Annotated in this window: 24 protein-coding genes; 6 read left to right on the top strand and 18 right to left on the bottom strand. The window is 63.6% G+C overall.

Annotation, left to right across the window (positions count from 1 at the left end; translation table 11 throughout):
- Positions 1-11: 11 nt before the first annotated feature.
- From ACVWVY_RS03705 to ACVWVY_RS03665, 9 genes are all read right to left on the bottom strand, one after another.
- Positions 12-323 carry a putative quinol monooxygenase gene (locus ACVWVY_RS03705; RefSeq protein ID WP_456625106.1) on the bottom strand — a complete coding sequence of 104 codons (312 nt, stop codon included), beginning with the start codon at positions 321-323 and terminating at the stop codon, positions 12-14.
- 261 nt (positions 324-584) lie between these two features.
- Positions 585-1,277 (bottom strand): DUF6064 family protein, encoded by a 693-nt coding sequence (locus ACVWVY_RS03700; RefSeq protein WP_456625105.1) that lies wholly within the window; start codon positions 1,275-1,277, stop codon positions 585-587.
- A complete protein-coding gene (locus ACVWVY_RS03695) occupies positions 1,277-2,197 on the bottom strand; it encodes an aldo/keto reductase (protein ID WP_456625104.1) in 921 nt (306 codons plus the stop codon). Before ACVWVY_RS03695 ends, ACVWVY_RS03700 begins: the two co-directional genes overlap by 1 nt.
- A gap of 282 nt (positions 2,198-2,479) precedes the next feature.
- Positions 2,480-2,932 (bottom strand): nuclear transport factor 2 family protein, encoded by a 453-nt coding sequence (locus ACVWVY_RS03690; RefSeq protein ID WP_456625103.1) that lies wholly within the window; start codon positions 2,930-2,932, stop codon positions 2,480-2,482.
- A 48-nt stretch (positions 2,933-2,980) separates the two neighbouring features.
- A complete protein-coding gene (radC, locus tag ACVWVY_RS03685) occupies positions 2,981-3,706 on the bottom strand; it encodes a RadC family protein (protein WP_456625102.1) in 726 nt (241 codons plus the stop codon).
- A 133-nt stretch (positions 3,707-3,839) separates the two neighbouring features.
- Positions 3,840-4,622, bottom strand: a complete 783-nt coding sequence (locus ACVWVY_RS03680) for a hypothetical protein (protein WP_456625101.1) — start codon at positions 4,620-4,622, stop codon at positions 3,840-3,842.
- Positions 4,623-4,684: 62 nt separating this feature from the next.
- On the bottom strand, positions 4,685-5,644 hold the full coding sequence (locus tag ACVWVY_RS03675; RefSeq protein ID WP_456625100.1) for an SMP-30/gluconolactonase/LRE family protein: 960 nt from the start codon (positions 5,642-5,644) through the stop codon (positions 4,685-4,687).
- A gap of 38 nt (positions 5,645-5,682) precedes the next feature.
- Positions 5,683-6,507, bottom strand: coding sequence for a type I methionyl aminopeptidase (map, locus tag ACVWVY_RS03670; RefSeq protein ID WP_456625099.1), 825 nt, complete (start codon positions 6,505-6,507; stop codon positions 5,683-5,685).
- A gap of 212 nt (positions 6,508-6,719) precedes the next feature.
- Complete coding sequence (locus ACVWVY_RS03665; RefSeq protein ID WP_456625098.1) at positions 6,720-8,036, bottom strand: mechanosensitive ion channel family protein; 1,317 nt, start codon at positions 8,034-8,036, stop codon at positions 6,720-6,722.
- A 216-nt stretch (positions 8,037-8,252) separates the two neighbouring features.
- On the opposite strand from ACVWVY_RS03665, the gene ACVWVY_RS03660 reads away from it, so the two are divergent.
- The 4 genes from ACVWVY_RS03660 (at position 8,253) to ilvD (ending at position 14,410) form a co-directional block, all read left to right on the top strand.
- A complete protein-coding gene (locus tag ACVWVY_RS03660) occupies positions 8,253-10,046 on the top strand; it encodes a potassium/proton antiporter (protein WP_456625097.1) in 1,794 nt (597 codons plus the stop codon).
- Between the two features lie 119 nt (positions 10,047-10,165).
- Entirely contained in the window at positions 10,166-11,095 is a 930-nt protein-coding gene (locus ACVWVY_RS03655) for a glycine reductase (RefSeq protein ID WP_456625096.1), read from the top strand.
- Positions 11,096-11,221: 126 nt separating this feature from the next.
- Positions 11,222-12,415, top strand: coding sequence for a CaiB/BaiF CoA transferase family protein (locus tag ACVWVY_RS03650; protein WP_456625095.1), 1,194 nt, complete (start codon positions 11,222-11,224; stop codon positions 12,413-12,415).
- A gap of 150 nt (positions 12,416-12,565) precedes the next feature.
- The gene (ilvD, locus tag ACVWVY_RS03645) at positions 12,566-14,410 is read left to right on the top strand and encodes a dihydroxy-acid dehydratase (RefSeq protein ID WP_456625094.1); all 1,845 of its coding nucleotides are present in this window, start codon (positions 12,566-12,568) and stop codon (positions 14,408-14,410) included.
- 17 nt (positions 14,411-14,427) lie between these two features.
- Here the strand turns inward: ilvD and ACVWVY_RS03640 are convergent, their stop codons facing one another.
- From ACVWVY_RS03640 to ACVWVY_RS03605, 8 genes are all read right to left on the bottom strand, one after another.
- On the bottom strand, positions 14,428-15,753 hold the full coding sequence (locus tag ACVWVY_RS03640) for an MFS transporter (RefSeq protein ID WP_456632088.1): 1,326 nt from the start codon (positions 15,751-15,753) through the stop codon (positions 14,428-14,430).
- Between the two features lie 155 nt (positions 15,754-15,908).
- Positions 15,909-16,568 carry a molybdenum ABC transporter ATP-binding protein gene (gene modC, locus ACVWVY_RS03635; RefSeq protein ID WP_456625093.1) on the bottom strand — a complete coding sequence of 220 codons (660 nt, stop codon included), beginning with the start codon at positions 16,566-16,568 and terminating at the stop codon, positions 15,909-15,911.
- Between the two features lie 2 nt (positions 16,569-16,570).
- The gene (gene modB / locus ACVWVY_RS03630) at positions 16,571-17,266 is read right to left on the bottom strand and encodes a molybdate ABC transporter permease subunit (RefSeq protein WP_456625092.1); all 696 of its coding nucleotides are present in this window, start codon (positions 17,264-17,266) and stop codon (positions 16,571-16,573) included.
- Positions 17,266-18,051 (bottom strand): molybdate ABC transporter substrate-binding protein, encoded by a 786-nt coding sequence (gene modA / locus ACVWVY_RS03625; RefSeq protein ID WP_456625091.1) that lies wholly within the window; start codon positions 18,049-18,051, stop codon positions 17,266-17,268. The genes modB and modA overlap by 1 nt, the downstream gene beginning before the upstream one ends.
- Before the next feature lie 196 nt (positions 18,052-18,247).
- Complete coding sequence (locus ACVWVY_RS03620) at positions 18,248-18,754, bottom strand: hypothetical protein (RefSeq protein WP_456625090.1); 507 nt, start codon at positions 18,752-18,754, stop codon at positions 18,248-18,250.
- A gap of 1 nt (position 18,755) precedes the next feature.
- Positions 18,756-18,965 carry a TOBE domain-containing protein gene (locus ACVWVY_RS03615; protein ID WP_334392169.1) on the bottom strand — a complete coding sequence of 70 codons (210 nt, stop codon included), beginning with the start codon at positions 18,963-18,965 and terminating at the stop codon, positions 18,756-18,758.
- A gap of 167 nt (positions 18,966-19,132) precedes the next feature.
- Positions 19,133-20,080 (bottom strand): penicillin-insensitive murein endopeptidase, encoded by a 948-nt coding sequence (gene mepA / locus ACVWVY_RS03610; protein WP_456625089.1) that lies wholly within the window; start codon positions 20,078-20,080, stop codon positions 19,133-19,135.
- Between the two features lie 117 nt (positions 20,081-20,197).
- Positions 20,198-21,199: a Bug family tripartite tricarboxylate transporter substrate binding protein gene (locus ACVWVY_RS03605; RefSeq protein WP_456625088.1), complete on the bottom strand. Its 1,002-nt coding sequence runs from the start codon at positions 21,197-21,199 to the stop codon at positions 20,198-20,200.
- Between the two features lie 117 nt (positions 21,200-21,316).
- On the opposite strand from ACVWVY_RS03605, the gene ACVWVY_RS03600 reads away from it, so the two are divergent.
- Both ACVWVY_RS03600 and ACVWVY_RS03595 read left to right on the top strand, forming a co-directional pair.
- Positions 21,317-22,501, top strand: coding sequence for an FAD-dependent monooxygenase (locus ACVWVY_RS03600; RefSeq protein ID WP_456625087.1), 1,185 nt, complete (start codon positions 21,317-21,319; stop codon positions 22,499-22,501).
- Between the two features lie 306 nt (positions 22,502-22,807).
- A complete protein-coding gene (locus tag ACVWVY_RS03595; RefSeq protein WP_456625086.1) occupies positions 22,808-25,006 on the top strand; it encodes a putative bifunctional diguanylate cyclase/phosphodiesterase in 2,199 nt (732 codons plus the stop codon).
- 32 nt (positions 25,007-25,038) lie between these two features.
- Here ACVWVY_RS03595 and ACVWVY_RS03590 read toward each other — a convergent pair whose 3' ends face one another.
- Complete coding sequence (locus ACVWVY_RS03590) at positions 25,039-25,440, bottom strand: DUF1801 domain-containing protein (RefSeq protein ID WP_456625085.1); 402 nt, start codon at positions 25,438-25,440, stop codon at positions 25,039-25,041.
- Positions 25,441-25,590 lie beyond the last annotated feature (150 nt).

Raw genomic sequence — 25,590 nt, 5'->3', positions numbered from 1 at the left:
TCCGCCTGAACTCAGATGAAGCGGAACTGCTGCCGTTCGCGCTTGGCGAGTTTCGGGATCGCCTGACCGACGATGATGTTCTTGAAGTGGTCGGTCTGCTGATGATCGGCAAACGCAGCCTCGCCCGCGAACACTTCATAGAAGAAGAATTCCCGCGGCTTTGCGACGTTCTGGTGAATCTGAAACTCCTTCACGCCGGGCTCGCGTTGCGCCTGCGGGAGAAAATCTTTCAGAAGTGCGGCGACCGCGCCTTCCTCTCCGGAATTGACCTCCCAGAATGCGGTGACGATCAGGTGCTGGTTTGCATTGTCGGTAGTTGCCATGATGCTCTCCTGTGAAGCCGGCGCCGGTTTCGATTCCGGTCGGCGACTGGAGGTCATCATGCGCGGTTTCGTGACAAGAATGCTTCGATGAAAGCCGAATTGTGATATCCGCCTCCCTGCGATCGACATCGGTCCGTCGACACTATCTAAATCAGCCGCCTATCACGCGAAGTGAGCTCGCTCTATTTGACAGGATCTTGTCGAAGTAATATCGGGCGAATGCCACCTCCTCCCGGAACGGTCGGATAATTACTTCCGCGCTCAGGTTTGGTTCTCCTTCCTGATTTCGGACCTCCGCCGGACGATCGTCCAGATCCAGGCCGCCGCGGCGAGCACCAGGGCGGCATAAGGAGCCCAGGCTTGCGGCTCTCCCATCGTGCTGAGGGTTATGCCGCTCAGGAGGCACCAGAGAACGGGGATCGGCAGCAACACTGGCAAAAGCCTGCCGCGAGCAAGAAGCAGAACGCCGAGCGTCGCGATAACAGTCGGATCCGGCGCAATGCCGAAGACCTCGGACGAGGCCCAGTCGCGTCCCTGCAGCGGCGCAAGCAACGGCTGTCCGGCGAGTGCGAAGGCGAGAATGAGATACCCTATCCAGTAGGCAAGCCCGCGCCGGCCGAAGGCGAGGCCATCGCGCAGCGACACGATGAGAAGCAGCGCGCCTTCAACGGCGAAAGCCGGTGCGACATAGGCGACCGCCCAGTTGATGGTCGCGTAACGGTTCCACAGGAAGGACCACCCGACGAAGACCCAAAGGATCGCGAGGATGAGGGCGAGCCAGCGGGCTCCGGTTCGCGGCCGCCACGCGATGAGCAGAATGATGAGGACGCCGGCGGCCAGCGTCAGCAGGTGCAGGGGCCAGAGCGCAGCATTGTGCAATTCGAACATGCGCCAATAGACGCGCGGGGAAAACAGCAGGAAATCCTCCGCCCGGTAGGTCCACCACTCCGACATCAAAGCGCCTTCACGTGGGCCGAGATGCGCTCCCGCATGGCCGGATCAAGCATGGGGCTGGCGGCGGCCGAGAGGTTTTCACGCACGTGGTCGGCGCGGGTGGTCGCTGGAATTGCGACGGTGACGGCCGGGTGAGAGAGGATGAATTTCAGCATGAGCTGCGCCCAACTCGAGGCGCCGAGTTCGGCGGTCCATTCAGGCAGCGGCTTGCCCTGGAGCCGCTGGGTTAGCGCGCCTTGCCGGAACGGCCGGTTGACGATCACGGCAATTCCGCGCTCGGACGCCAGTGGCAGCAGCCGCACCTCCGCCTCGCGATCGACGACATTGTAGGAGAACTGCACGAAATCGATCGGCTCGTTCCGCATGATCTGTTCGAGAAGATCATGACGGCGGCCTTCGGACGTTGTGATGCCGACGTAACGCACCGTGCCCGCCGCCTTCATCTGGAAAAGCGTCTGCAGATGCGGCTTCCAGGTGAGCAGATTGTGAACCTGAACGAGGTCGAACTTCGGCACTCCCCAGAAGCGACGCGATTGCTCGATCTGCGCCGGACCTCCCGCTGCCGATGATGTCCAGACTTTCTCTGCCGAAAATAGCGCGGAGGGTCGTGCGAGCTTTTGAAGGCCGTAGCCGATCACCGGCTGCGACGAGCCATACATGGGGGAGGAGTCGATCAAGCGGCCGCCCGCCTCGAAGAAGGCGGCCATGACACCGGCGCATTCGTCCCTGAGCACCGGATCATCGCCGACGTTGAAGGTGATCCAAGTCCCTAGCCCGACGATCGGTATCTCCTCGCGGGTTGAGGGTATCGGGCGACGCGCGGGCAGGGTTTGCTGGGCATGCAGCGAGGTTGGCAAGAGTGTCGCGGCGGCCGTCGCCGCCAGGGAAGCCTGCACGAACATTCGGCGTGTCGTCCGCATCCGATCCTCCATCACCGCGGCGAGCAAACCCTCGCGCAATAAACGCGCAGAGTATTGGAACGCCACCGCTAGCCTCGTAATTCGAAATTGCCGATGAAGGCACTGGACTAAATATGCAGTCGCGGGCCGCCCTCAATCTGCGATGGACAGTTGATATCGCTGGATGAGCTTCAGTCCCCTCAAACTTGCGTGACCGTTCTTGCCGACGATGATGTGGTGGTGGCGGATAGTTCGAGCGCGCGCTTGATCACCTCGCGCGGATGGACCGGCGTGTGGCCTCGTTCAGCTCGGCCCAGTTTTTTCCTCCGTGAGCGCCGCAACGAGCATCGGTAGCCGGCCCAGGACGTTGGCCATCAGCGCGTGGTTGTGATAGTCGCGCGACTCCACAATCTTGCCGTGGCGCACCCTCGAAACCTGGATGTTCGATACCCGAAACACACGGCCTGTCGTGGTGACCAGCCCGTCGTAGTCCCACTCTGCAACGACAACCTCCGGGTCGGTGGTCTGACGGACAACCATCTTGCGGATCTGCAGCTTCAGCGGTGCGGTCGCGAAATTCGCGAAGTGCTTTCGGATCGCTTCATGGCCATCAAGCCGGGTGGGCGCAGGCAAGGCGAAAGGATATTCGACGACCGCTTGCTCGCTATACAGCTTGTGAAGGTCTTGCCAGTTCTGATCGGCAATACCCTGCATGACGGCCTCGACGACCTCTTGTGGGCTGGCGGGATGAGACATCGGAACCTCCTGCATCGGTCGCCCCGGAGTAGCCACCGGGGCTGAAGTCTAAATCAGCCGCATTCCCTTCAAACTCACATGCCCGTTCTTGCCGACGATGATGTGGTCGTGGACGGAAATGCCGAGCGGGGTGGCGATCTGGACGATCGCCTTGGTCATCTGGATATCGGCCTGCGACGGCGTCGGATCGCCGGAGGGATGGTTGTGCACCAGGACCAGCGCGGTCGCCGACAGTTCGAGCGCGCGCTTGATCACTTCACGCGGATAGACCGGCGTGTGGTCGATGGTGCCGGTCTGCTGGATTTCGTCTGCGATCAACTGGTTGCGCTTGTCGAGGAACAGCAGTCGAAACTGCTCCTTGTCGGCGAATGCCATGCCGCTCCGGCAGTACTCGATCACGTCGTTCCAGGAAGACAGCGCAATCTTGCGCTTGATCTCGCCCTTTGCCACCCGGCTCGCGGCGGCTGCGAGCAGTTTGATCTGGTTGATCGAGGCCTCGCCGATGCCGTCGACCTCGCGCAGGCGCGCCACCGGCGCGTGAATGACTTCGGCGAACGAGCCGAATTCTTTCAACAGCGCTTTTGCCAGCGGCTTGGTGTCGCGCCGGGGCAAAGCGGGAAACAGCGCCATCTCCAGCAATTCATAATCGCTGAGTGCATCGGGCCCGGCGCCGTAAAATCGCTCGCGCAACCGCTCGCGATGGCCGTGATAATGCGGCGTTTCAGTGGGTTGATCCGGGGGAGTGCTGGTCTTGGCTGGCATCGCCGTAACCATGCCGTCCCGGCAAGCTTTTGCAACTCTAAAGTGCGGGAGCATCTGACGAAAAAGGCGCCGCGGCGGTCAGCGGGAGATGATACGCCGGCCGGTCAGAAACGGATTCCGGCGGGTCGATGCTCCGCCGAGAATCTCAGGCCGGAACGGTATTCAACACCTCCCACAATTTCATCGGCGCTCCGCCCCAATGCCAGAATGAGTAGCCTTGATAATTCCGGGCGTTGCACAGCCGGATGAATTCGCGGGCGCGCTCGGCGCAGGCCGACGCCGACGCGCAGCCGCCCTCAGACGTCCCGATGAAGCCCGCGCCGACGGGGACGAACGGAATCGTCAAATGCGCATTGCCTCTCTCCGCGCGGTCGACGCGGTTGGTCACGCTGGGACTGGCGCCATAATAGGTTTGCGGGAAGTTGATATGCGCCTTCCTGGCGATCTCGTTGAATTTCGGCAGCCAGCCGTCGATATTTTGCGGAATGTCGTTGCTGGATATTCCAAGCGGCTTTTCGAGCCTGTCGGCAATTTGCCGCATCGCCGCGCCGTAAGCCTTCGCTTCCGAAAGGCCGCCATGAAAGTACGCGCTCGTTCCCTCCGCATCCATGATCATGCCGTCGAGTTCGAACTCGTCGGCGAGATCGCCCAGCAGCTTCGCCTCTTTCTTCGCAACGGCCGCCGTCGCGCAATGGGGCACCTGCCAGCCCCAAATCTCGATATCATTATCATGCGCCAGACGGATCAGTTCCTTGAAGTCGGGCGCCACACTTGCTCCCACATTCGCATAACGCGAGGTTCCGTCCGCGACTTTCACCCACAGCGCTGAAAGGCTGGCTCGCTTGGCCTTGGCGATCATCTCTGCCGGACTGCCTTCCGCGGCCACGACTTCACGAAGCTTCCAGATATACATGCTGCGTTGGCCCACGCTTCGTCCTTTCCCTTATGACGGCTTCAAGTCGTCCAGCGGCTGCTTCGCGTTTCGGCGTCTCAGCACATGCCGGGCACTTGCAGGCATGGCTCGCGGCCGGGACGGTCTGCGCGAAACGCCTCGATGAAGCGGCCTTCCTTCTGGGTCACGAAGACGGTTCTGCCGTCCGGACCGCCAAAGGTGAGGTTGGTTGGCTGCTTTCCGCTCACGGGCACCTCGCGCTGCAGTGATCCATCGGCGCCGATGATGGCGATTTTACCGGCCGACAACCGCGCGAGATAAATCCGGCCGTCGACGTCGGTGCGCAGGCCGTCGACCTCGAAATCCGCGAAACTCCTGACCAGTCGCGGGTCGAGCAGCTTGCTGCCGTCGAGGCGATAGGCCCAGACCTGCCGCGAATTCGACTCGCTGACGTAAAGCGTCGCGCCGTCCGGGCTCAGGTCGATCCCGTTGGTCACGCCGAGGCGCCTTGTGCTGGACATCACTTCGCCCCGACCCTTGCCGTCGGCGCCGCGGCTGATGCGCCAGATCTGGCCGCCCGCGGGCGATGCAAATCGCGGGTCGCTGGCATAGAGCGTGCCGTCCGCCGCGATTGCGAGGTCGTTCGGCTGATTGAACCGATCGGAATGAAAGTAGAGGTGCGGCGTGGTCTCGCCGCGTTCGATGACCCAGATAGTGTGCTTCTTGAAATCGGCGACGTACATCCGCCCCTGCCGGTCGAAACGAATGCCGTTGCCGATGCTGCCAGCAGGAAGCGACGTGAAGAGCTGGGACTGCGAGGCGCCGGCCGCCAGTCTGCCGATACTGCCGCTCTGTTGAAAGTTGACAACGTAGAGGTTGCCCGATGCGTCGACCGCGGGACCTTCGATGCCGGCAGTGTACTCGCCCTGCGGCGTGATCCTCCTGCTGACGAACAGGGTGTCCTCGGCCGCGGCGTTCCGGCCTGCGAGGAAAACGGCAAACGCGATGAAAGCAGCCGCGACAAGTGCCGCGCGAAAGCCCCGCCCTCCCGTCGCCATCGTCAGCTCCTGCGCGGGAGGCGTAGGCTCCGGCCCGACTACGTCGCAGCCAGCGGCTTCTCGCCATTGCGCTGCGACAGCGTGAAGATTTCGACGCCGGTCGCAGTCACGCCGACCGAATGCTCGAACTGCGCCGACAGCGAGCGGTCGCGCGTCACCGCGGTCCAGCCGTCGGACAGGATTTTTACATGCGGCTTGCCGAGATTGATCATCGGCTCGATGGTGAAGAACATGCCGGGCTTCAGCATCACGCCTTCGCCGGGCCGGCCGATATGGATGATGTTCGGCTCGTCGTGGAACATGCGCCCGAGCCCGTGGCCGCAGAAATCGCGCACCACGCTCATGCCCTGCGGCTCGACGAAGCTCTGGATGGCGTGGCCGATATCGCCGGTGGTGGCGCCGGGCTTCACGGCGGCGATGCCGCGCATCATGGCATCATAGGTGACCTCGATCAGCCGCTCCGCCTTGCGGGCGATCGGGCCGATCACATACATGCGGCTGGAATCGCCGTACCAGCCATCGACGATGAAGGTGACGTCGATATTGACGATGTCGCCTTCCTTCAGCCCGCGGTCCCCGGGCATGCCGTGGCAGACCACGTGATTGATCGAGGTGCAGGTCGAGTAACGGTAACCGCGATACATCAGCGTCGCCGGATAGGCGCCATGGCTGAAGGCGAAGTCGCGGACGAATTCGTCGATCACAGATGTCGGCACGCCCGCCTTGACGATGTCGGTGAGCTCGTCGAGGCACTTTGCGACCAGCGCGCCCGCCTTGCGCATGCCGGCGAATCCGCTCGCGCCATGCAGTTTGATCTGGCCGGTTTTTCGCAAGGAGGTATCTGACGCTTCAATATAGCTCATGGGCGGTCATGCTTCGAAGGAACGGTTTTGGGCTGATTTGATAGCCTAATTTAATGATCGGGACGCTCAGTGCAAGTCAAGTTAGGCTATGGGGCGGCTTTAAAGTACCCGCATCCATAGCGTTTTCAAGCGAAGCGGCGACCGGTTCGCGTCGAGAAAACGCGTCAAAACGAGAATCTGGCGCCCTGTTCCGATTCAATCGGAGCGGGGCTCTAGCCGGAAACCTCTACCACCTGTTCAACCGGCAGCGCCCCGCCGCGGACGCGGATTTCGCGGACCGGATAGGGAACACGGATTCCCTCGCGCTTGAAGGCGTCCCACAGCGCCAGCATGACGTCGCTCTTCACATTGTCCATGCCATCAGGGTCGGCGATCCAGAAGGTCAGGGAGAACTTCATGCCGGCCTCGGCGAATTCGGTCAGGATGCAATTCGGCGGCTTGTTCTTGATGGCGCGCGGGGCGGCCGCGGCGATCTCGATCGCCAGCTTGCAGACGAGGCGGGGATCGGCGTCGTAATTGGTGCTGAACAGCACCTTCACCAGCGTATTCTTGTCGGTATAGGTCCAGTTCACGACCTTCTGCGTCACCAGATCCTCGTTCGGGATCAGGAACTCGCGGCCGTCGCCGGCGGCAACCGAGATGTAGCGCGTCTTCATCGCGCTGATCCGGCCCGAGCTGTCGCCAATGGTGACGAGGTCGCCGGGCTTCACCGATTTGTCCGCCAGCAGGATGATGCCCGAGATGAAATTGGCGACGATCTTCTGCAGGCCGAGGCCGATGCCGACGCCGGCCGCGCCGGTGAAGACCGCAAGCGCCGAAAGGTTGATGCCGACGGCGCCGAGCGCGATCGCGATCGCCACCACCATCAGGCCGATGCGGATGATCTTGACCAGCAGCACCTGGATCGACGGCGTCAGGTCGGTGGCGCGGGTAATCCGGCTTTCGATGAAGTTGCTGGCGATGTTGGTCAGCCACAGCGCCGCGATCAGCAGCGCGCCGGCCTTGATCAGCAGCAGCGGCGTCAGCCGCAGACCCCCGATATCGACCGCAAACGAGTCGAGCGTTTCCGCTGCCGGATCGAGCTGGCCGAGGATGCTCAGCGCCGCGACGAACCATGCCGTTATCGACACCAGCTTGACGATAAAGGCGTTGCGGATCACCGAGGTGATGAGCCGGATTACGAGCCAGGCCAGCGCCAGCTTGGCGGCGACCATCAGGAGGTAGCTGCGGCTCGGCCACGTCAGATGGTACATCGTGATGCGTTCGGCGATCACCAGGATCGCGAATATCGCGGTCGACGCGCTTGCGACCAGCACGCGGACGAAATGCCGCAGCGGCAACGGCCAGCGCATCGCCAGCGAGGTCATGTCGACCCGTGCGCGGATCGCGGTATCCGCCATATAGGCAATGCCGGCGGCGGTCAGGATCAGCCCGAACTGTAGATAAAACCATGGCGAGGCGATCTCTGCTCCGACCGATCGCGCGGTCGATTGCAGAAACTCGATGATCTCTTTCGGGGCCATGTCCATCGCAAAAGTCTCGTCAGGCGCAGCAAAGGCAAGTGTGATTCGAACAGAGCGCAGATTTCCACAAACGGGGCGGGCGGACCATCGGTACATGGGCCGGCGAAGGCAATTAGGCCCTTAAAACCGGGCACTTTGCCGCTAACGCAGAAATGGGTTGGCGTTCAACTGTGGCAACGATAAGGATGCAATTGCAAGTATTTATAACGATTGCGGAGGTTCATGGCTTCTCTCGACTCGGTCAGCATCGCCATCTTTCTGGGCGCCATTCTTGTCATGGCCGGCATCCTGTCGAGCCTGCTCGCGCTGCGCTTCGGGGCGCCGCTGCTGTTGGTGTTCCTCCTGATCGGCATGCTGGCGGGCGATGCCGGGCCGGGCCAGCTCAATTTCAATGACGTCCGCACCACCTATCTGGTGGGGTCGGTGGCGCTGGCGCTGATCCTGTTCGACGGCGGCCTGCGGACCAAGTTTCAAAGCATCCGTATCGTGCTGGCGCCGTCGATGGTGCTGGCGACGGTCGGTGTACTGGTGACCGCGGTGGTTGCCGCGCCGGCCGCCAAATATGCGCTCGATCTGAGCTGGACCGAGGCGCTGCTGGTTGGCGCCGTGGTGGCGTCGACCGATGCCGCGGCGGTGTTCCTGCTCGTTCACACGCAGGGCCTGCGCCTGCGCCCCCGTGTCGGCGCAACCCTGGAAGCCGAATCCGGCACTAACGATCCGTTCGCGATCTTTCTCACCCTGATGCTGGTCGAATTCATTTCGCTCGGTGAAAGCTCGCCGTGGCATGTCGTGATGGAGCTCGCGCGCGAAGGCCTGCTCGGCGCCATCATCGGCGTGATCGGCGGCCGTCTGGTGGTGGTGGCGCTCAATCGCATGGCGCTGCCGCAAGGCTTGCATGCGCCCTTTGTCACCACCGCCGCCCTGGTGATCTTCGGCGTGTCGCAGATCTTGCACGCTTCCGGATTTCTCGCGGTCTATCTCGCCGGCATCGTCGTCGGCAACCGGCCGACGCGCGCGCATAATTCGGTGGTGACGTTTCTCGACGCCGCGACCTGGCTGGCGCAGATCGTGATGTTCGTTCTCTTGGGCCTGCTGGCCTCGCCGCAGCGATTGCTGGACAGCGTAGGCCCCTCTGTAATCGTGGCGCTGGTGCTGATGCTGGTGGCGCGGCCGCTCGCGGTGCTGCTGTGCCTGGCCCCGTTCCGGTTCAACTGGCGGGAAAAGGTCTTCATCGCCTGGACCGGCCTGCGCGGGGCGGTCGCGATCTTTCTGGCGTCGATCCCGATGCTGGTCGGGTTGTCGAAAGCCTATCTCTATTTCGATGTCGCCCTGGTCGTGGTCGTCATCTCGCTGCTTCTGCAAGGCTGGACGCTGGGGCCGGCGGCGCGGTGGCTGCACGTGGCGCTGCCGCGTGTCGACCGTGGTCCGCGGCGCGTCGAACTCGATCTGCCGGGCCAGCTCGAACAGCAACTGGTCGGCTATCCCGTCCGCTCGAAGAGTTTGTATTTCCGGCGCGGCCTGCTTCCATCCTGGTCGAAGCCGACGCTGGTGATCCGCGAAGAACGCATTCTGTCGCCCGTCGAGGCCGACCCGGTCGTGCCGGGTGATTACGTTTACCTGCTGGCGCCGCCGGAAAAGGCCGAGGCGCTGGATCGGTTCTTCGTCGACATGCCGCCGAGCTCGGCGCCCGATCCGCATCTGCTTGGGGACTTCATGGTATCGGGCGAGCACACCCTCGGCGAACTGGCCGCGATCTACGGCGTATCGGCCGAAGAGGAGCAGGCGAAGCTGACGCTGGCGGATTATTTCGACATTCATCTCGACCATGCGCCCAAGGAAGGCGCCGAGCTGGCGCTGGATCCCATCGTGCTGGTCGCACGCAGCATCAGCGGCGGCCGTGTCAGCGTGGTCGGCCTGCGACTGCCCGAGGATGAGGAAGCGGCCGTGCCCCTGACGCGCCGGCAGAAGTTCAGGCGCAAGCTGGCCGATGTCTGGTCGTCGGTGGCGGGGGTCTAGGGGCCGCGGCCTGCGCAGGTGTGATGCAATTTCCGCTGTTGAGGAATGAGCGAACTGTCACTAGCCTCCCGGCAAAGGCCGCGTGACGGCCGCCCGGTGGAAACGCAGGAGACACGACAATGTCCGCCCCCCTCGACGACCAACTCGGCTTTGCGCCCGACTACGATTCCCCGGTCCCCTATATGCAGCGGACCCGCGAGTATTACACCGCGATCGGCTACACCACGCCCTACCGCTGGGCGCATTATGTCGATGCGCCGTTCCAGCCGCTGAAGAAGGCGCTCGCGAAATCGCGCGTTACGATCATTACCACTGCTGCGAAGTATGATCCCACCAAGGGCGATCAGGGTCCTGGAGCCGCCTACAACGGCAGCGCCAAGTTCTATCAGGTCTATGACGGCGACACCGCCAAGCAGCACGATTTGCGGATCTCGCACATCGGCTACGATCGCAAGCACACCACGGCCACCGACAACGGCACCTGGTTTCCGTTAGCCTTGCTTCTGAAAGCCGCCGCCGCGGGGCGGATCGGCGAGGTCGCGCCGCGCTTCTTCGGTGCGCCGACCAACCGCAGCCACCGCGTCACCATCGATGTCGATGCGCCGGATATTCTCGCCCGCTGTCAGGCCGACAAGGTCGATGTCGCCATCATCGTCCCGAACTGCCCGGTCTGCCACCAGACCTCGGCCTTGGTGGCGCGCCATCTCGAGGCCAACGGCATTGCGACCGTCGTGATGGGCTGCGCCAAGGATATCGTCGAGCACGCCGCCGCGCCGCGCTTTTTGTTCTCGGATTTCCCGCTCGGCAATTCCGCCGGCAAGCCGCAGGACGTGGAGTCGCAGGCGCTGACGCTCGAACTGGCGCTGCGTCTCCTGGAGTCCGCGCCGGGCGCCCGTACCACGATGCAGTCGCCGCTGCGCTGGAGCGAGGATGCCTCCTGGAAGCTCGACTACAACAACATCGCGCAGATGAGCCCGGAAGAACTGGCGCGGCGCCGCGCCGAGTTCGACAAGCAGAAAGAGATCGCGCGCGGCAACCGGGCGGCGTGATTTTGGCCACGGCCGCAAGGGTCGTCATTGCGAGCGAAGCGAAGCAATCCATAGCGCGGCACAAAGGAAGAATGGATTGCTTCGTCGCTTCACCCCTCGCAATGACGCCCGCAGGAGGAAACTGAATTGACCCGACCGTTCGAAGGCGTGAAGGTTCTCGACTTCACGCAAGTACTGGCTGGCCCCTATGCGAGCTACCAGCTCGCGCTGCTCGGCGCCGACGTCATCAAGGTGGAGCGTCGCGAAGGCGAGGACATGCGCCGCACGCCGCTAAGCCGCGAATGGGCCGAGCGCGGCCTCGCGCCGGGCTGGCAAGCCGTCAACGGCAACAAGCGCAGCCTGACGCTCGATCTGCAGAAGCCGGAGGCGATCGCCATCGTCAAGCAGCTCGCCGCTCAGGCTGACGTAGTGATGGAGAATTTCCGCCCCGGCGTGATGGACAAGCTCGGCATCGGCTATGCCGCGCTGTCGGCGATCAATCCGCGGCTGATCTATTGTGCGATTTCGGGTTTTGGCCAGACCGGCCCGGAACGATCCGGCGCCGGCTATGACGGCAAGATCCAGGCGCTGTCGGGCATCATGTCGATCACCGGCCACGCCGAGACCGGGCCGACGCGCGCGGGCTTTGCGGTCTGCGACGTCCTGTCGGGGGCCACCGCTGCCTTCGGCGTGTCGAGCGCGCTGTTCCAGCGCACGCATACCGGCAAGGGCCAGTTGGTCGACGTCTCCATGCTGGAGGCGACGTTGGCGTTCCTGTCCGGGCAAGTCGCGGACTACTCGGTTGCCGGCCATCGCCAGCAGCTTTCCGGCAATCAGGCCGTGAGCCGCCGGCCGACCGCCAACCTCTTCAAGGCCGGTGACGGTTATCTGCTGCTCGCGGTGAACAGCGAGAAACAATACATCGCCCTGATGACCGCACTCGGCCGCGCCGATGCGCTGGAGGACCCCCGCTTCGTCGACTGGTTCGCCCGGCAGGAAAACGAGAAGGCTTTGCGGGCCATCATCGAGGAGGCGCTGTCGAAGAAGGACCCGCGCGAGTGGGAGAAGGTCCTGGAGGCCGCGGGCGCGCCCTGCGCCAGCATCTGGAAGGTCGAGGAAGTGATCGATCACCCGCAGATATCAGCGCGCGGCGCGATTCAGGAGATCGATACGCCCCATGGCCGCCTGCGCTTTGCCGGCAGCGGGTTCCAGCTCGCCCATGGCGGCGGCAGGCTCGACCGCATGGCGCCCGCGCTCAGCGCCCATACCGAGGAGGTGCTGGCCTCGCTCGGCTACGACGCGAAGGCGATCGCGGAACTGCGGGCACGCGAGGTCATCTAGCGGTAGCCGGGGCAGGGGCATCTCACACCCTGTCCCGTTTTGGTGCGCCGGCGCATGGCGACCCTGCGCCAAGGTACTGTAATCGCCGCTTTAATCGATCCGGTTCACCGTCTAAAAGACGCCTTTCCCGCTTCCCAATAAGGACAGATCATGCCCGCCTACCGCTCCCGAACCACGACCCACGGCCGCAACATGGCGGGCGCCCGCGGCCTCTGGCGCGCCACCGGCATGAAGAACGAGGATTTTGGCAAGCCGATCATTGCCGTGGTCAATTCGTTCACCCAGTTCGTCCCCGGCCACGTGCATCTGAAAGATCTCGGCCAGCTTGTCGCGCGCGAGATCGAGAAGGCGGGAGGAGTCGCCAAGGAGTTCAATACCATCGCGGTCGATGACGGCATCGCCATGGGCCATGACGGCATGCTCTACAGCCTGCCGTCGCGCGAGATCATCGCCGACAGCGTCGAATACATGGTCAACGCGCATTGCGCCGACGCCATGGTCTGCATCTCGAACTGCGACAAGATCACCCCCGGCATGCTGATGGCGGCGCTGCGGATCAACATCCCGACCGTGTTCGTCTCGGGCGGGCCGATGGAATCCGGCAAGGTCAACATCAAGGGCAAGATCCGCGCGGTCGACCTGATCGACGCCATGGTTGCCGCCGCCGACAGCAATGTCAGTGACGCTGAGGTCGAAGTGATCGAGCGCTCGGCCTGTCCGACCTGCGGTTCGTGCTCCGGCATGTTCACGGCCAATTCGATGAACTGCCTCACCGAGGCGTTGGGGCTGGCGCTGCCGGGCAACGGCTCGGTGCTGGCGACGCACGCCGACCGCAAGGGCCTGTTCGTCGAGGCCGGGCATCTGATCGTCGATCTGGCGCGACGTTATTACGAGCAGGACGACGAGACCGCGTTGCCGCGCAACATCGCAAACTTCAAGGCATTCGAGAACGCGATGACGCTCGATATCGCCATGGGCGGATCGACCAACACGGTGCTGCATTTGCTGGCGGCGGCGTATGAAGGCCAGGTGCCGTTCACGATGCAGGATATCGATCGCCTCTCGCGGCGGGTGCCTGTGCTCTGCAAGGTGGCGCCGTCGGTCGCCGACGTGCATCTGGAAGACGTCCATCGCGCCGGTGGCGTGATGGCCATCCTCGGCGAACTCGATCGTGCCGGCCTGCTCAATCGCGGCCTGCCGATGGTTCACTCCAAGACACTGGAGGATGCGCTCAGCCGCTGGGATATCAAGCAGACCAAGAGCGAGAGCGTCCGCAAATTCTTCATGGCCGCCCCGGGCAACGTGCCGACCCAGGTCGCGTTCAGCCAGGAGCGCCGGTTCGAGGAGCTCGACACTGATCGCGCGACAGGCTGTGTCCGCGACGCCGAGCATGCCTATTCGAAGGACGGCGGTCTCGCCGTGCTGTCCGGTAACATCGCGCTCGATGGCTGCATCGTGAAGACCGCCGGCGTCGATGAGAGCATTTTGAAGTTCGAGGGGCCGGCACGGGTCTTCGAAAGCCAGGACGCCGCCGTCGAAGGCATCCTGGGCAACAAGATCAAGGCCGGCGACGTCGTCGTGGTCCGCTATGAAGGCCCGCGCGGTGGTCCCGGCATGCAGGAGATGCTCTATCCGACCAGCTACCTCAAATCGAAGGGCCTCGGAAAAGTCTGCGCGCTGGTCACCGATGGCCGCTTCTCCGGCGGCTCGTCAGGCCTGTCGATCGGGCATCTTTCGCCGGAAGCCGCCGAAGGCGGGTTGATCGGGCTGGTGGAAGAGGGTGACCTGATCAAGATCGACATCCCGACGCGTTCGATCAGCCTCGCGGTCGATGACGCCACGCTCGCCAAACGCCGCGAAGCCATGCTGGCCCGCGGCGCGGACGCCTGGAAGCCCGCCAGGAAGCGCAGCCGCAAGGTGACGATGGCGCTGAAGGCGTATGCGGCGCTGACGACCAGCGCGGCGCGCGGCGCGGTGCGCGTCGTTCCGGAGTAACGCTGCATAGCGCCTTGTTAGTGCGCCAATGCGACCTCTGCCGATGACTGCTCGCGCCGCACGTCAATGCGCAAGCTCATGACGACGGCGGCGCCAACGACGGCGCATCCGGCGAGCAGGAGCAGGCCGACCGTGAAGTTGCCCGTCAAATCCTTTAGATAGCCCATCGCAAAGGGACCGGCGAAGCCCGAGAGGTTGCCGAGCGAGTTGATTGCCGCGATGCCCGCAGCGGCCGAGGCTCCAGTAAGCATGCTCGCCGGCAGCGGCCAGAACATCGGCGGCACCGAAGAAACGCCGATCTGCGCGAAGCAGAGCAAAGCCATGACGATGATGGGATTGGAAACCAGTCCGGACAACCCGATCCCGATCGCCGCCATCAGCAGCGCTGCGGCGACGTGACCCTTTCGTTCCATGGTGCGGTCTGAATGGCGGCCGAGCAATACCATGCCGATGCCACCGAAAACAAAGGGCAGCGCAGCCAGCAATCCGGTCTGGGTATCGCTCACCCCGAAGTTCTTGATGATGGTCGGCAGGAAGAAGGCAACTCCGTAGCTCGCCGCATTCAAACAGAAGTAGACCAGTGCGCACAGCAGGATGCGGATATCGGTGAGTGATTGAAACAGAGAAAGGTGTTCGACTTTCTCCTTGTTGCTCTTCTCGGTTGCCTGCACGTTCTCCAGCCACGCAATCTCATCTTGTTGCAGCCAGTTGGCCTGGCGCGGAAAATCGGTGAGATAGAAGAACACGCCGAGCCCGACCAGAATCGATGGCAGCGCCTCAAGAACGAAAAGCCATTGCCAGCCTTCGAGGCCCCAGCCGGTCAGATTCAGCAACATTCCGGAAATCGGGGATCCAACAATGGACGAAATCGGGATTGCCAGCATGAAGTAGCTGACCACCCGCGCGCGATATACTGCAGGGAACCACAGGGTCAGATAAAAGATGATGCCGGGAAAGAAGCCCGCCTCGCATGCGCCGAGCAACAACCGAAGGGTATAGAAAACTGCTTCGTTCGAAACGCCGGTGGCTGCCGAAATCGACGGGATAAAGGCGAATGCGGCCGAGACGATCCCCCAGGAGATCATGATCCGGGCAATCCAGACCCGCGCACCGACCCGCTCCAGAAAGAGGTTCGAAGGCACCTCAAAAAGGAAATAGGCAATGAAGAAAAGTCCGGCGCCCAGTCCGAAGGCGGCCTCGCTGAAGCCAAGCGCCTGGTTCATATGCAGCTTGGCGAAGCTGACATTGACGCGATCCAGATACGCAACGAAATAGCACAGGATCAGAAACGGTATCAGCCGCCGCATCACCTTGCCGATGGCACGCCGTTCGACGTCTTCCATGGCGCGCTCCTCTCGTCTTGTACCGTTTGGCATATCCCGGAAAGTTTGCGCGGGTTTACATGGCACCCGTGGCCTGTCTAAACGCAAAGCCCAGATGGCGGTTCCCGATGCCGCTGCCAAAAAGCCGTATGGTGCGTTGCGGTTGAAGGCGGCGGCTACGTCAGCACCTTGACGCCGCCGAGCGCGGTCACCCGGCCGCGCTTGAGCATAACGATCTGCGTCGCCAGTTGACGCAGCTCGGCGGCGTCGTGGCTGACATAGACCATCGGAATACCTTCGTCGCGCAGCCGCACCAGGTAGGGCAGGATCTCCTCCTTGCGGCCTTCGTCGAGCGACCCCAGCGGCTCGTCCAGCAGCAGCAAACGCGGTTTCGACAGCAGCGCCCGGCCGAGGGCGACGCGCTGGCGCTCGCCGCCGGAGAGTTTTCCGGGCCGGCGGTCGAGCAGATGGCCGATGTCGAGCAGGTCGGTGACGCGCGCGTGCTGCGCCGGATCCACCGTGAGCCCGTTCATGCGCCGGCCATAGTCGAGGTTTTGCCGCACGTCGAAATGCGGAAACAGCCGCGCGTCCTGGAACACGTATCCGATGCGCCGACGATGCGGCGGCACATGAATGCCCTTCGACGTGTCGTCCAGCGTTTCGTCGTCGAGCGCGATGACGCCACGGTCCGGCCGCAGCAGGCCGGCGATCATGTTGATCAGCGAGGTCTTGCCGGCGCCGGACGCGCCGAACAGGCCGGTGACGCGGCCCTGGCTTTCGAACGAAGCTTCCAGCGAGAACTCGCCGAGCTGCTTGGTGACGTCGACGCGCAGCATGGTCAGTTCCCGTGCAGGCGTTTGGTGGCGCGCCGCGCGAACCATTCGGACGCGATCAGGGCGCCCATCGCGATCACGATGGAGATCAGCACCAGCCTTGCCGCCGCAGTGTCGCCGTCAGGGGTCTGGATCAGCGAATAGATCGCGGACGAGATGGTCTGGGTCTCGCCGGGAATGTTGGAGACGAAGGTGATGGTGGCGCCGAATTCGCCGATCGCCTTGGCAAAGCCGAGCACCATGCCGGCGAGCACGCCAGGCAACGCCAGCGGCAGGGTTACCGTCGCAAACACCTGCCACGGTGCGGCACCGAGCGTGCTCGACGCCTGTTCCAGCCGGCGGTCGATCGCCTCGATCGACAGCCGGATCGGCCGCACCAGGAGCGGAAACGACATGATGCCACAGGCGAGCGCGGCGCCGGTCCAGCGAAACGCGAACACGATGCCGAGGTTATCGGCGAGCCACGCGCCGACCAGGCCGCGGCGGCCGAAGGTCAGCAGCAGCAGATAACCCGTGACGACGGGGGGCAGTACCAGCGGCAGATGAACCAGCGCATCGAGGATGGACTTGCCCCAGAATTCACGCCGCGCCAGCAGCCACGCCAGTGCGATGCCGAACGGCGTCGCCACCAGCGTTGCAACGACGGCCACCCGCAGCGAAAGCAGGATGGCCGTCCATTCGGCAGGTGAAATCTCGAACATCAGGTGGAAGGGCTGACCAGGAACTTGAAGCCGTATTTTTCAAGGATGTTCTTCGCCGCGGTCGAGCGCAGGAAGGCGAGATAGTCCGTCGTCTCCGGTTTTGCGGTGGTCGTCGCCGCGACGGGATAGATGATCGCCGGATGGGAATCGGCCGGGAAGGTGCCGACGACCTTGACGCCCGGTTCGACCTTGGCGTCGGTCGAATAGACGATGCCGAGAACGGCCTCGCCGCGCGCCACCAGCGTCAGCGCGGCGCGCACGCTCTCGGCCATCGCGAATTTCGGCTCGGCTGCCTGCCACGCGCCAAGCTTCTCCAGCGCCGCCTTGGCATACTTGCCAACCGGCACCGACTTGACGTCGCCGGTCGCGATTTTGCCGTCGCCCGCGAGCTTGGCGAGGTCGAAACCGGCGCCGATGTTCACATTGTCGACCTTGGAATCCTTCGGCGCGATCAGCACGATGCTGTTGCCCAGCAGGTTGATGCGGGTGGGTTCATTGATGTTCTTCTTGCCAATCGCGTAATCCATCCAGTCGGTGTCGGCTGAGATGAAAACGTCGGCCGGCGCGCCCTGTTCGATCTGCTTTGCGAGCGCAGAACTGGCGGCGTAGCTGACGGTGATCTTGACCCCGGTCTTCGCGGTGTAGGCGGCGTCGATTTCGTCTAGCGCATTCTTCATCGAGGCGGCGGCGAAGACCGTCAGGGACTTGTCCTGCGCGGCGGCAGGTGAATGGGTGGCTCCCAGCAGGATGACGAAGGCGGCAAAAATTCCGGTAAGTCGAGACATGATAGCGCGCTCCGTGCGTGCTTGCCGGCGCGCGGTTCGCGCGCCGCAATCAGGCGTGGTTGAATTAAAGGAAGCGATCGGCGGAAGCGCTGTTCCGGCAATTCCGACGGCTTACGGCCAGCCAGAATATCGCCAATGGCCGACAATAGCAGGCTGGCGGTCGGGGTCAAAGTGGCCTTCGTCCAGATGCCAGCCGCTATTCCGTCGGCAGGATGGCAATCGAAACTGAATCCTCTTTCGTTCCGCTGACCTGCAGCACGAATGGGCTCGCCGAAAGCTCGTACTTCATGGTCTTGCGGATGCCGTCGCAGTCGGTAGCGCCGCTGAACGCCTTTGGTTTGAGGGAATGGCCGTCCTGCACGACATCGACCCATCCGCCCGCGGACAGGCTGATGGAGTAGAGACCGGCCTTGGGGGCAGTCTTGATGCTGGCGAAGCCGGCAAAAGTGCCGTCCTTGGGTGCGCGTTCGGGCGGCGTCGGCAGTTTGGCCTCCGCCGGGCTGCGCAGGGCGAGGGTCACGGCCTGCGGGGGCAGGGCCGCGAGCTCCGAGCCTGACGCCAGCTTGAGGCGATCTGGCGCCATCAGTGCCGCGCGCTCGCGCTCGATTCCCCATTTGAACTTGTCGCAGCCGCTCGGTTCTTCTGCCGCCCAGGCGGGCGCGGCGCCGAGCAACGCCAGCGCAACGAGAAGTGACGTGCGCATGTCAGTCGACCGCAATCATGACGTCGGAAGCTTTCACCACGACAGTCGCCTTGCCGCCGGCCTTGATGCCGAGGTCGTCGACCGCCTCGTTGGTGATGGAGGAGGTGATGATCTGGCCGCCTCCGATATCGACGCGGACATGGGACGTGGTTGCGCCCTTCTTCACTTCGACGACGGTACCCTTGATCTGGTTGCGTGCACTGATGCGCATGGCGGTCCTCACAATGTCAGGCGCACACGGGTCTGCCGTGCGCTGCTGGCTTCTGTATTCAATGGGAATTTTGGACCATCGTCCGTGTTGTGCCGCGCGCTTACGGCGCTGCGGTACCGCATGTTAGCGCATTTCGTCGGAGCGAGGAAAGCCCCAGCGGTAGGACGCTATTGTTTCGTATCCGGTGCGTTCAGCACCGCCTTGCAGGCCGGCGGCAGCCCCGCCATCGTCATCGGCGGCTTCGGCTTCGGCGGTACCGCGGGCGGCTTCGGATGCAGGACCGCATCGCTGAACCAGTAGGCGAGATCGCCGGTGCTGCAGCCTTCGCCTTCGTTCGGTTCGGGCTGGCTCTCGCACTCGCCGGCGCCGGGCGGGCATTTGATGCGGATGTGGAAGTGATAGTCGTGGCCGTACATCGGCCGCACCTTGTGGAGCCAGTAGCGGTCGCCTTTGGCCTCACGGCACAGTGCCTTCTTGATCGCGGCATTGACGAAGATGCGCTGCACGGTGGGCTCCAGCGCGGCGGCGCGGATGACGGCGAGATGCGTCGGCGTCCAGGCGTGCGGATCGATGTCGAGCCGGTCGGTGCGCACCATCATCACGGCCGACGTCTCCTCGCGCTCGTTGCGCGATAGTTGCCGGTTCGGCATCGGGGTCAGCCAGATGTCGGCGTCGAGCCCCACTTGATGGCTGGCGTGTCCGGTGAACATCGGCCCGCCGCGCGGCTGGGACATGTCGCCGACCAGGATGCCCGGCCAGCCAGCATCCTTGCGTGCTTTGGCAGCGAGCCGCTTGACCAGCGCGACCAGGTCGGGATGTCCCCAGTAACGATTGCGCGACAGCCGCATCACCTGCCAATTGTCGCCGTTGATCGGGAGCCCTTCCGCACCCGCGATGCAGCCATGGGCGTAGAAGCCGTGCACGCGCGTCGGCATCGCCGCCGGCAGTACCTTGCGGCCGAACAGCTCCTTGGCCGCGACCTTGGGATCGTTGGGATTGGCGAGCGGCGGCAGCGGCTTTGGATTGACCGTGCCCTTGTCCTGCGCCCAAGCGCCCGCGGCGTTGACGGCGGCCATTAAGGTGATCATCGGAATCAGAATCAGGCGGGGTGTCATCGGATCACTCTGTTCGCGCAAACGTAGCATGAAATCGGCGGCAAGGGGACCAGCACTGCGAACACCATCGCCTGATCCCGCGGCAACAGCCGCGCAACACTCGCATCGAGATCGCGGCTACTGCAGCTCGATATTGGCCGACTTGATCACCGCGGCCCACCGGTCGACTTCCTCGCGCATGTATTTGGACGTTTTGTCGACCGGGCCGCCGAAAATCCCGGCGGATAGCTTCTTGAGCTGGTCCTGCACCTCGGGCTGACGCAATGCCTCGTTCACATCGGCATTGATCTTGTCGATGATGCTTTTCGGCGTTTTGGGCGGCGCCACGATGCCGTACCAGGCGGCGGCTTCGAAACCCGGCAGCGTTTCGGCCATCGTCGGTACGTTCGGCAGCGCCGGCAGACGATCGGACGAGGCGACCGCGAGCAGTTTCAGCTTGCCGGCCTGAACCAGCGCCAGCGAGACGCCGAGATTGTCGAACATGACGTCGACGTCGCCGGCGACGAGGCCCTGCAGCGCCGGTGCCGAGCCGCGATACGGAATGTGCCGCAGCTTCACCTTTGCCATCAGTTGAAACAGCTCCGAGGTCAAATGCGAGGTCGTGCCGTTGCCTTGCGTGGCGCAAATGGTTCTGTCGGAATTGCCCTTCAGGAATTCGATCAGCTCGGGCACGCTCGATGCCTTGATGTTATCAGGATTGACGATCAGCGCATTCGGCACATGGGCCATGACGATGACAGGCTCGAACTTCGTCGGATCGAAGCCGAGCTTGGGGTACAGGTTGTGATTGATCACAAGCGGCGGCGGCGCTGACGAGAGCAGGGTGTAGCCGTCGGGCGCCGAATGGTAGACCTGCTCGGCGCCGATGTTTCCGGCAGCGCCGGTGCGGTTCTCGATGACGACCGGCTGGCTCCATTTGCGTGACAGCCAGTCGCCGACAATCCGCGGAATCGCGTCGGCCGTTCCTCCGGCCGGAAATGGAACGACGATTTTGACGGGGCGGTCCGGGTAGTCACCGGCCAGCGCCGGGGTGTGACCATGCGCGGCGAAGGCCAGGAGCAGCGTCAGGACGGCCAATTTACGGCGGACGGGAAGCAGAGCTGGCGCAGAGCCGGGCATTCAAACTCCTCCCGCTGCCGTGTACTCCGTCCAGTCCAGGCTGGCGGCGCTTGGTGTTCGCAGCAAGGAAGGATAGCTTGAACGCGCAAGCTTCCGAAGCAATTTTTGCGTGGGACGATGACGCAGCCGCAGCTCACTGTCGTGATCATTGGAGGCGGAATTGGCGGGCTGTTCGCCGCGAACGCGCTGATCGCCTGTGGCTTCGATGTTTCCGTTTATGAGCAGGCACCTGCGCTCGGAGAAGTCGGAGCGGGGGTATTCCTGACGCCGAACAGCGTGCGGCAATTGCAGCGGGTAGGCCTCGGACATCAGGTCGACCGATGGGGTGCCAGGGTCGGTCACGGTTCTCACTATTTTCGCCACGACGGCGTGCCAATCGCTCCGGTCCAGGTGACGGACTCCGCAGGCTGGAACGCCACCTTCGGCATGCATCGCGCCGACCTCGTCGAGATGCTGGCGAGCGCATTGCCATCAGGTGTGGTGCGCACGGGGCATCGCGGCACGGGCTTTGAGCAGGCCGGCGAGCTCGCGCGTGTGTCATTCGCCAACGGCGCGGTGGCCGAAGGCGACGTCGTCATCGCGGCGGATGGCATCCACTCGGAGCTCCGGCACTATGCCGCGCCGCCGTCGCGGCCGATCTTCCACGGGTCCGTTGCCTATCGCGGCGTGCTGCCGCATCGGCGCATTCCACATTGGCCGACCGATTGCTGGCAGATGTGGCTCGGCAAGGGAAAACATTTCCTCAGCTTTCCGCTACGATCGGGCGAACTGATCAACTATGTCGGCTTCGTGCCGGCCGATGCGGAAATGAAGGAATCATGGTCGGCGCCGGGAGATCCCGACGTGCTGCGCCGCGAGTTCGAAGGCTGGGATCCGCGCATCGGGACACTGCTGAGCCAGGTTGAAAAGACGTTCCGCTGGGCGTTGTACGACCGCGAGCCGCTGCCGGCCTGGACGCGCGGCCGCTTGACGCTGCTCGGCGATGCCGCTCACCCGATGCTGCCGCATCTCGGGCAGGGCGCCAACCAGTCGATCGAGGACGGCATGGCGCTGGCGACAATTCTGGCGCGTACCGGGCGCGCCAGTGTGCCGGCGGCGCTGCTGGCGTATGAGCGGCTGCGGCGCGAGCGGGTGGCGGCGGTCCAGCGCGGCGCGCGCGAGAACGGCATGCGCTACGATTCGTCCTACGCCGATCTCGGCGTTCGCGATGCCGAGATCGCAGCGCATGCGGCATTCCGCAGACGGCTTTACGATCACGATGTCGTGCCGGAAGCGCAAGCCGCGGCAGCTGCCTTGAGTTGAACGAGTGTTATATCACCACCGTCGTTAACCGGGCGGTAACCCTGCCGACCGTTGGCCTGTGTTCATGTGCGCGCCCCAAAATTCGCGCATTCCTTGTACATGCGGCACAGATGCGGCGATTTTGCCAAGTGAATTTGCGACTCTCCACCGATCCGGCCGATCGACGGTACACGCAACGCGTGCGGTATCCGCTCTTCTCAGGTGGCGTACGATCACGCACGAGGCGAGTTTCATCGACAAGAGATACTATTTTTTCAGACAACTTATCCGAAAACTTTGCACGCATAGTGCGAGCAGGGCGTAGCAATGCCGAAGAAGAAGCCAAGAACGACCAGGAAACCGAAGCAGGCGGCGATGGTCCGCTTTCCCGGCCGGCCGGCAAAGCCCGAGGTGAAGCTGCCTACCAGCCGCCGGCATGCAGTCGGCGAGATCGCGCGCAAGCACGCCGAGGTCGACGCCGCCCTTGCTGAGGCGCGCAAATCTCACGAGCGCTTGCGGGAGGCGATCGACATCCTGCCGCAGGGCGTCGTGTTTCTCGATGCCGAAGGCCGTTACATTCTCTGGAACAAGAAATATGCGGAGATGTACCGCCGCAGTTCGGACCTGTTCAAGCCGGGCGCACGGCTGGAGGATACCATCCGCGTCGGCGTTGCCCGCGGCGATTATCCGGAGGCCATCGGGCGCGAGGAAGAATGGATCGCCGCGCGGCTCGAGAAGCTGTACCAGCCCGGCGAGCGGCATGAGCAGACGCTGGCCGACGGCCGCGTCATCCTGGTCGATGAACGCCTGACCGAGGATGGCGGCATCATCGGCCTGCGCGTCGATATCACCGAGTTGAAACAACGGGAGGCCTCGTTCCGGCTGCTGTTCGACAGCAATCCGGTTCCGATGATCGTCTGCGCGCTGGGTGACGAAAAAATTCTCGCCGTCAACGACGCTGCGGTCCAGCACTATGGTTACAGCCGCAGCGAATTCGAGAAGCTGACGATCCGCGCCCTGCAGGCCTTCGACGCCGAACTGCCGTGGACCGGCGACGAGCGCGCGGCGCGCACCTGGAAGCATGTCCGGGCCGACGGTACGCTGATCGATCTGGCGATCTATTCGCGCCAGCTCGTCTACGGCGATCGGCCTGCGATCCTGCTGGCGCTGATGGACACCACCGAACGCAAGCGCGCCGAGGCGCGGCTGACTTTCATGGCCCAGCATGACGGCCTGACCGGGCTGCCGAACCGCAATTTGCTGCGCCAGCAGATGGACGACATCCTGCTGCGCACACGCCGCAACGCCGAGCAGGTGGCGGTGCTCGTGCTCGGCCTCGACCATTTCAAGGCGGTCAACGATACGCTCGGCCATGGCATTGGCGACAAGCTGCTGCGCGGCGTCGGCAAGCGACTGCGATCGATGCTGCGCGAGGACGATGCGCTGGCCCGGCTCAACTCCGACGAATTCGCCATCGTCCAGAGCGGGGTGACGCGGCCTGAGGATGCGGCGTTCCTGGCGCGGCGCCTGCAGGACGCCATCGGCGATCCCTTCCTTCTGGACGGGCATTCCGTCGTGATCGGCGCCAGCATCGGCATTGCGATGTCGCCCGGCGACGGCGATGAATCCGAAAAGCTGTTGAAGAACGCCGACCTCGCATTGTCGCGCGCCAAGAACGATTCGCGAGGCACGTTCTCGTTCTTCGAGGCCGGAATGGATGCGCGGGCGCAGACCCGCCGCAAGATCGAAACCGAGTTGCGCGAGGCCGTCCAGGGCGATGCGCTACGGCCCTATTACCAGCCGCTGGTCGATCTTTCGAACGGGCGCATCACCGGCTTCGAAGCGCTGGTGCGCTGGCCGCATCCCGAGCGCGGCATGATCTCGCCGGCCGAATTCATCCCCGTGGCGGAGGAGACCGGACTGATCAACGCCGTCGGCGGCTTGATGCTGCGCCGCGCCTGCACGGATGCGGCGCAATGGCCCGACGACGTCCACGTCGCGGTCAATCTTTCACCGCTGCAGTTCCGCCTTGGCAATCTGCTGTCGCTGGTGACGGATACGCTGAAGCAGTCCGGCCTGCCGGCGAAGCGCCTGGAACTCGAGATCACGGAGACGCTGCTTCTGGAAAAGAGCAGCGAGGTGCTGGCGACGCTGCATGCGCTGCGCGCGCTCGGTGTGCGCATCTCGATGGACGATTTCGGCACCGGCTATTCCAGCCTGAGCTATCTGCGCAGTTTTCCGTTCGACAAGATCAAGATCGACCAGTCCTTCGTGCGCGACCTCACCGCCAATCCCGACGCGCAGGCGATCGTGCGTTCGATCATCAGCCTCGGCAAGGGCCTGGGCGTCACGATCACGGCGGAGGGCGTCGAGACCGAGGCTGAAGTAAACTGTTTGCGCAAAGAGGGATGCCACGAGGCGCAGGGCTTTCTGTTCAGCCGCGCGCGGCCCAATGCGGATATCGTGGGCCTGTTGAAGACACAGGGCAACTGGAGCTCGCCGACGGGTGCGGCGCTGGTGGCGTGAGACTGGCGCAATTTTCGCAATGACGGTGGAGGTTATTCGGCCCGTCCCGTCTTCCGCTTCCTCGCATGATATGTCAGCGCCAGCGCGATGCAGTGGCGCAGCGCAGCCTCGGGCAGCTTGTCGCCGGCGTCGAGCAGAATGCTGCGGTTGCCGCCATAACGCAGTTCCGGATAAAGCTCGCGAAAAGTCTCGACCAGATCGGTCTGGCAGTGGAAATACACCGCGTACCGGCCGGCTTCCGCCTTCACCTGGTCGATCCGGATCGTGCTGCCGCTCTTGCTCTCGGTCGTGAGGTAGCTCGGCTGCCCCCATTTCAGGGCTTCGTGGAGGGCGCCGACGCCCTTGGTCGCCTTTGCGGTGTCGAAGATCAGCCGGCGCAGCGCCAGCAATTTTGCCTTCACGGGATTCGGATAGGCGCTAAAAACCGCGTTCACTGCGGAGTCCGAATTGCCTGTGCGTTTCTTCGCGGCGCTTTTCTCGACCGGCTTCCGCATCGCTGTCCGCATTCCCCGCAATTTCCGTTGCGGCGGATAGAGTAGAGCAGGTGCCCGCCCGGCGGAAGCCGGGCATGCACCGCAAATCCA

The organism is Bradyrhizobium sp. URHC0002 (assembly GCF_054059515.1).
This window is presented reverse-complemented; position numbering and strand designations above follow the sequence as displayed.

Coding starts and splice junctions, on each gene's coding strand:
- ACVWVY_RS03615 (WP_334392169.1), bottom strand. CDS start 18,965: ATGCGCATCAGTGCACGCAACCAGATCAAGGGTACCGTCGTCGAAGTG.
- ACVWVY_RS03655 (WP_456625096.1), top strand. CDS start 10,166: ATGTCCGCCCCCCTCGACGACCAACTCGGCTTTGCGCCCGACTACGAT.
- ACVWVY_RS03600 (WP_456625087.1), top strand. CDS start 21,317: ATGACGCAGCCGCAGCTCACTGTCGTGATCATTGGAGGCGGAATTGGC.
- ACVWVY_RS03595 (WP_456625086.1), top strand. CDS start 22,808: ATGCCGAAGAAGAAGCCAAGAACGACCAGGAAACCGAAGCAGGCGGCG.
- mepA (WP_456625089.1), bottom strand. CDS start 20,080: ATGACACCCCGCCTGATTCTGATTCCGATGATCACCTTAATGGCCGCC.
- ACVWVY_RS03665 (WP_456625098.1), bottom strand. CDS start 8,036: ATGGACATGGCCCCGAAAGAGATCATCGAGTTTCTGCAATCGACCGCG.
- modB (WP_456625092.1), bottom strand. CDS start 17,266: ATGTTCGAGATTTCACCTGCCGAATGGACGGCCATCCTGCTTTCGCTG.
- modC (WP_456625093.1), bottom strand. CDS start 16,568: ATGCTGCGCGTCGACGTCACCAAGCAGCTCGGCGAGTTCTCGCTGGAA.
- ACVWVY_RS03695 (WP_456625104.1), bottom strand. CDS start 2,197: ATGCGGACGACACGCCGAATGTTCGTGCAGGCTTCCCTGGCGGCGACG.
- radC (WP_456625102.1), bottom strand. CDS start 3,706: ATGGTTACGGCGATGCCAGCCAAGACCAGCACTCCCCCGGATCAACCC.
- ACVWVY_RS03675 (WP_456625100.1), bottom strand. CDS start 5,644: ATGGCGACGGGAGGGCGGGGCTTTCGCGCGGCACTTGTCGCGGCTGCT.
- ACVWVY_RS03690 (WP_456625103.1), bottom strand. CDS start 2,932: ATGTCTCATCCCGCCAGCCCACAAGAGGTCGTCGAGGCCGTCATGCAG.
- ACVWVY_RS03660 (WP_456625097.1), top strand. CDS start 8,253: ATGGCTTCTCTCGACTCGGTCAGCATCGCCATCTTTCTGGGCGCCATT.
- ACVWVY_RS03700 (WP_456625105.1), bottom strand. CDS start 1,277: ATGTCGGAGTGGTGGACCTACCGGGCGGAGGATTTCCTGCTGTTTTCC.
- map (WP_456625099.1), bottom strand. CDS start 6,507: ATGAGCTATATTGAAGCGTCAGATACCTCCTTGCGAAAAACCGGCCAG.
- ACVWVY_RS03620 (WP_456625090.1), bottom strand. CDS start 18,754: ATGCGCACGTCACTTCTCGTTGCGCTGGCGTTGCTCGGCGCCGCGCCC.
- ilvD (WP_456625094.1), top strand. CDS start 12,566: ATGCCCGCCTACCGCTCCCGAACCACGACCCACGGCCGCAACATGGCG.
- modA (WP_456625091.1), bottom strand. CDS start 18,051: ATGTCTCGACTTACCGGAATTTTTGCCGCCTTCGTCATCCTGCTGGGA.
- ACVWVY_RS03605 (WP_456625088.1), bottom strand. CDS start 21,199: ATGCCCGGCTCTGCGCCAGCTCTGCTTCCCGTCCGCCGTAAATTGGCC.
- ACVWVY_RS03705 (WP_456625106.1), bottom strand. CDS start 323: ATGGCAACTACCGACAATGCAAACCAGCACCTGATCGTCACCGCATTC.
- ACVWVY_RS03640 (WP_456632088.1), bottom strand. CDS start 15,753: ATGGAAGACGTCGAACGGCGTGCCATCGGCAAGGTGATGCGGCGGCTG.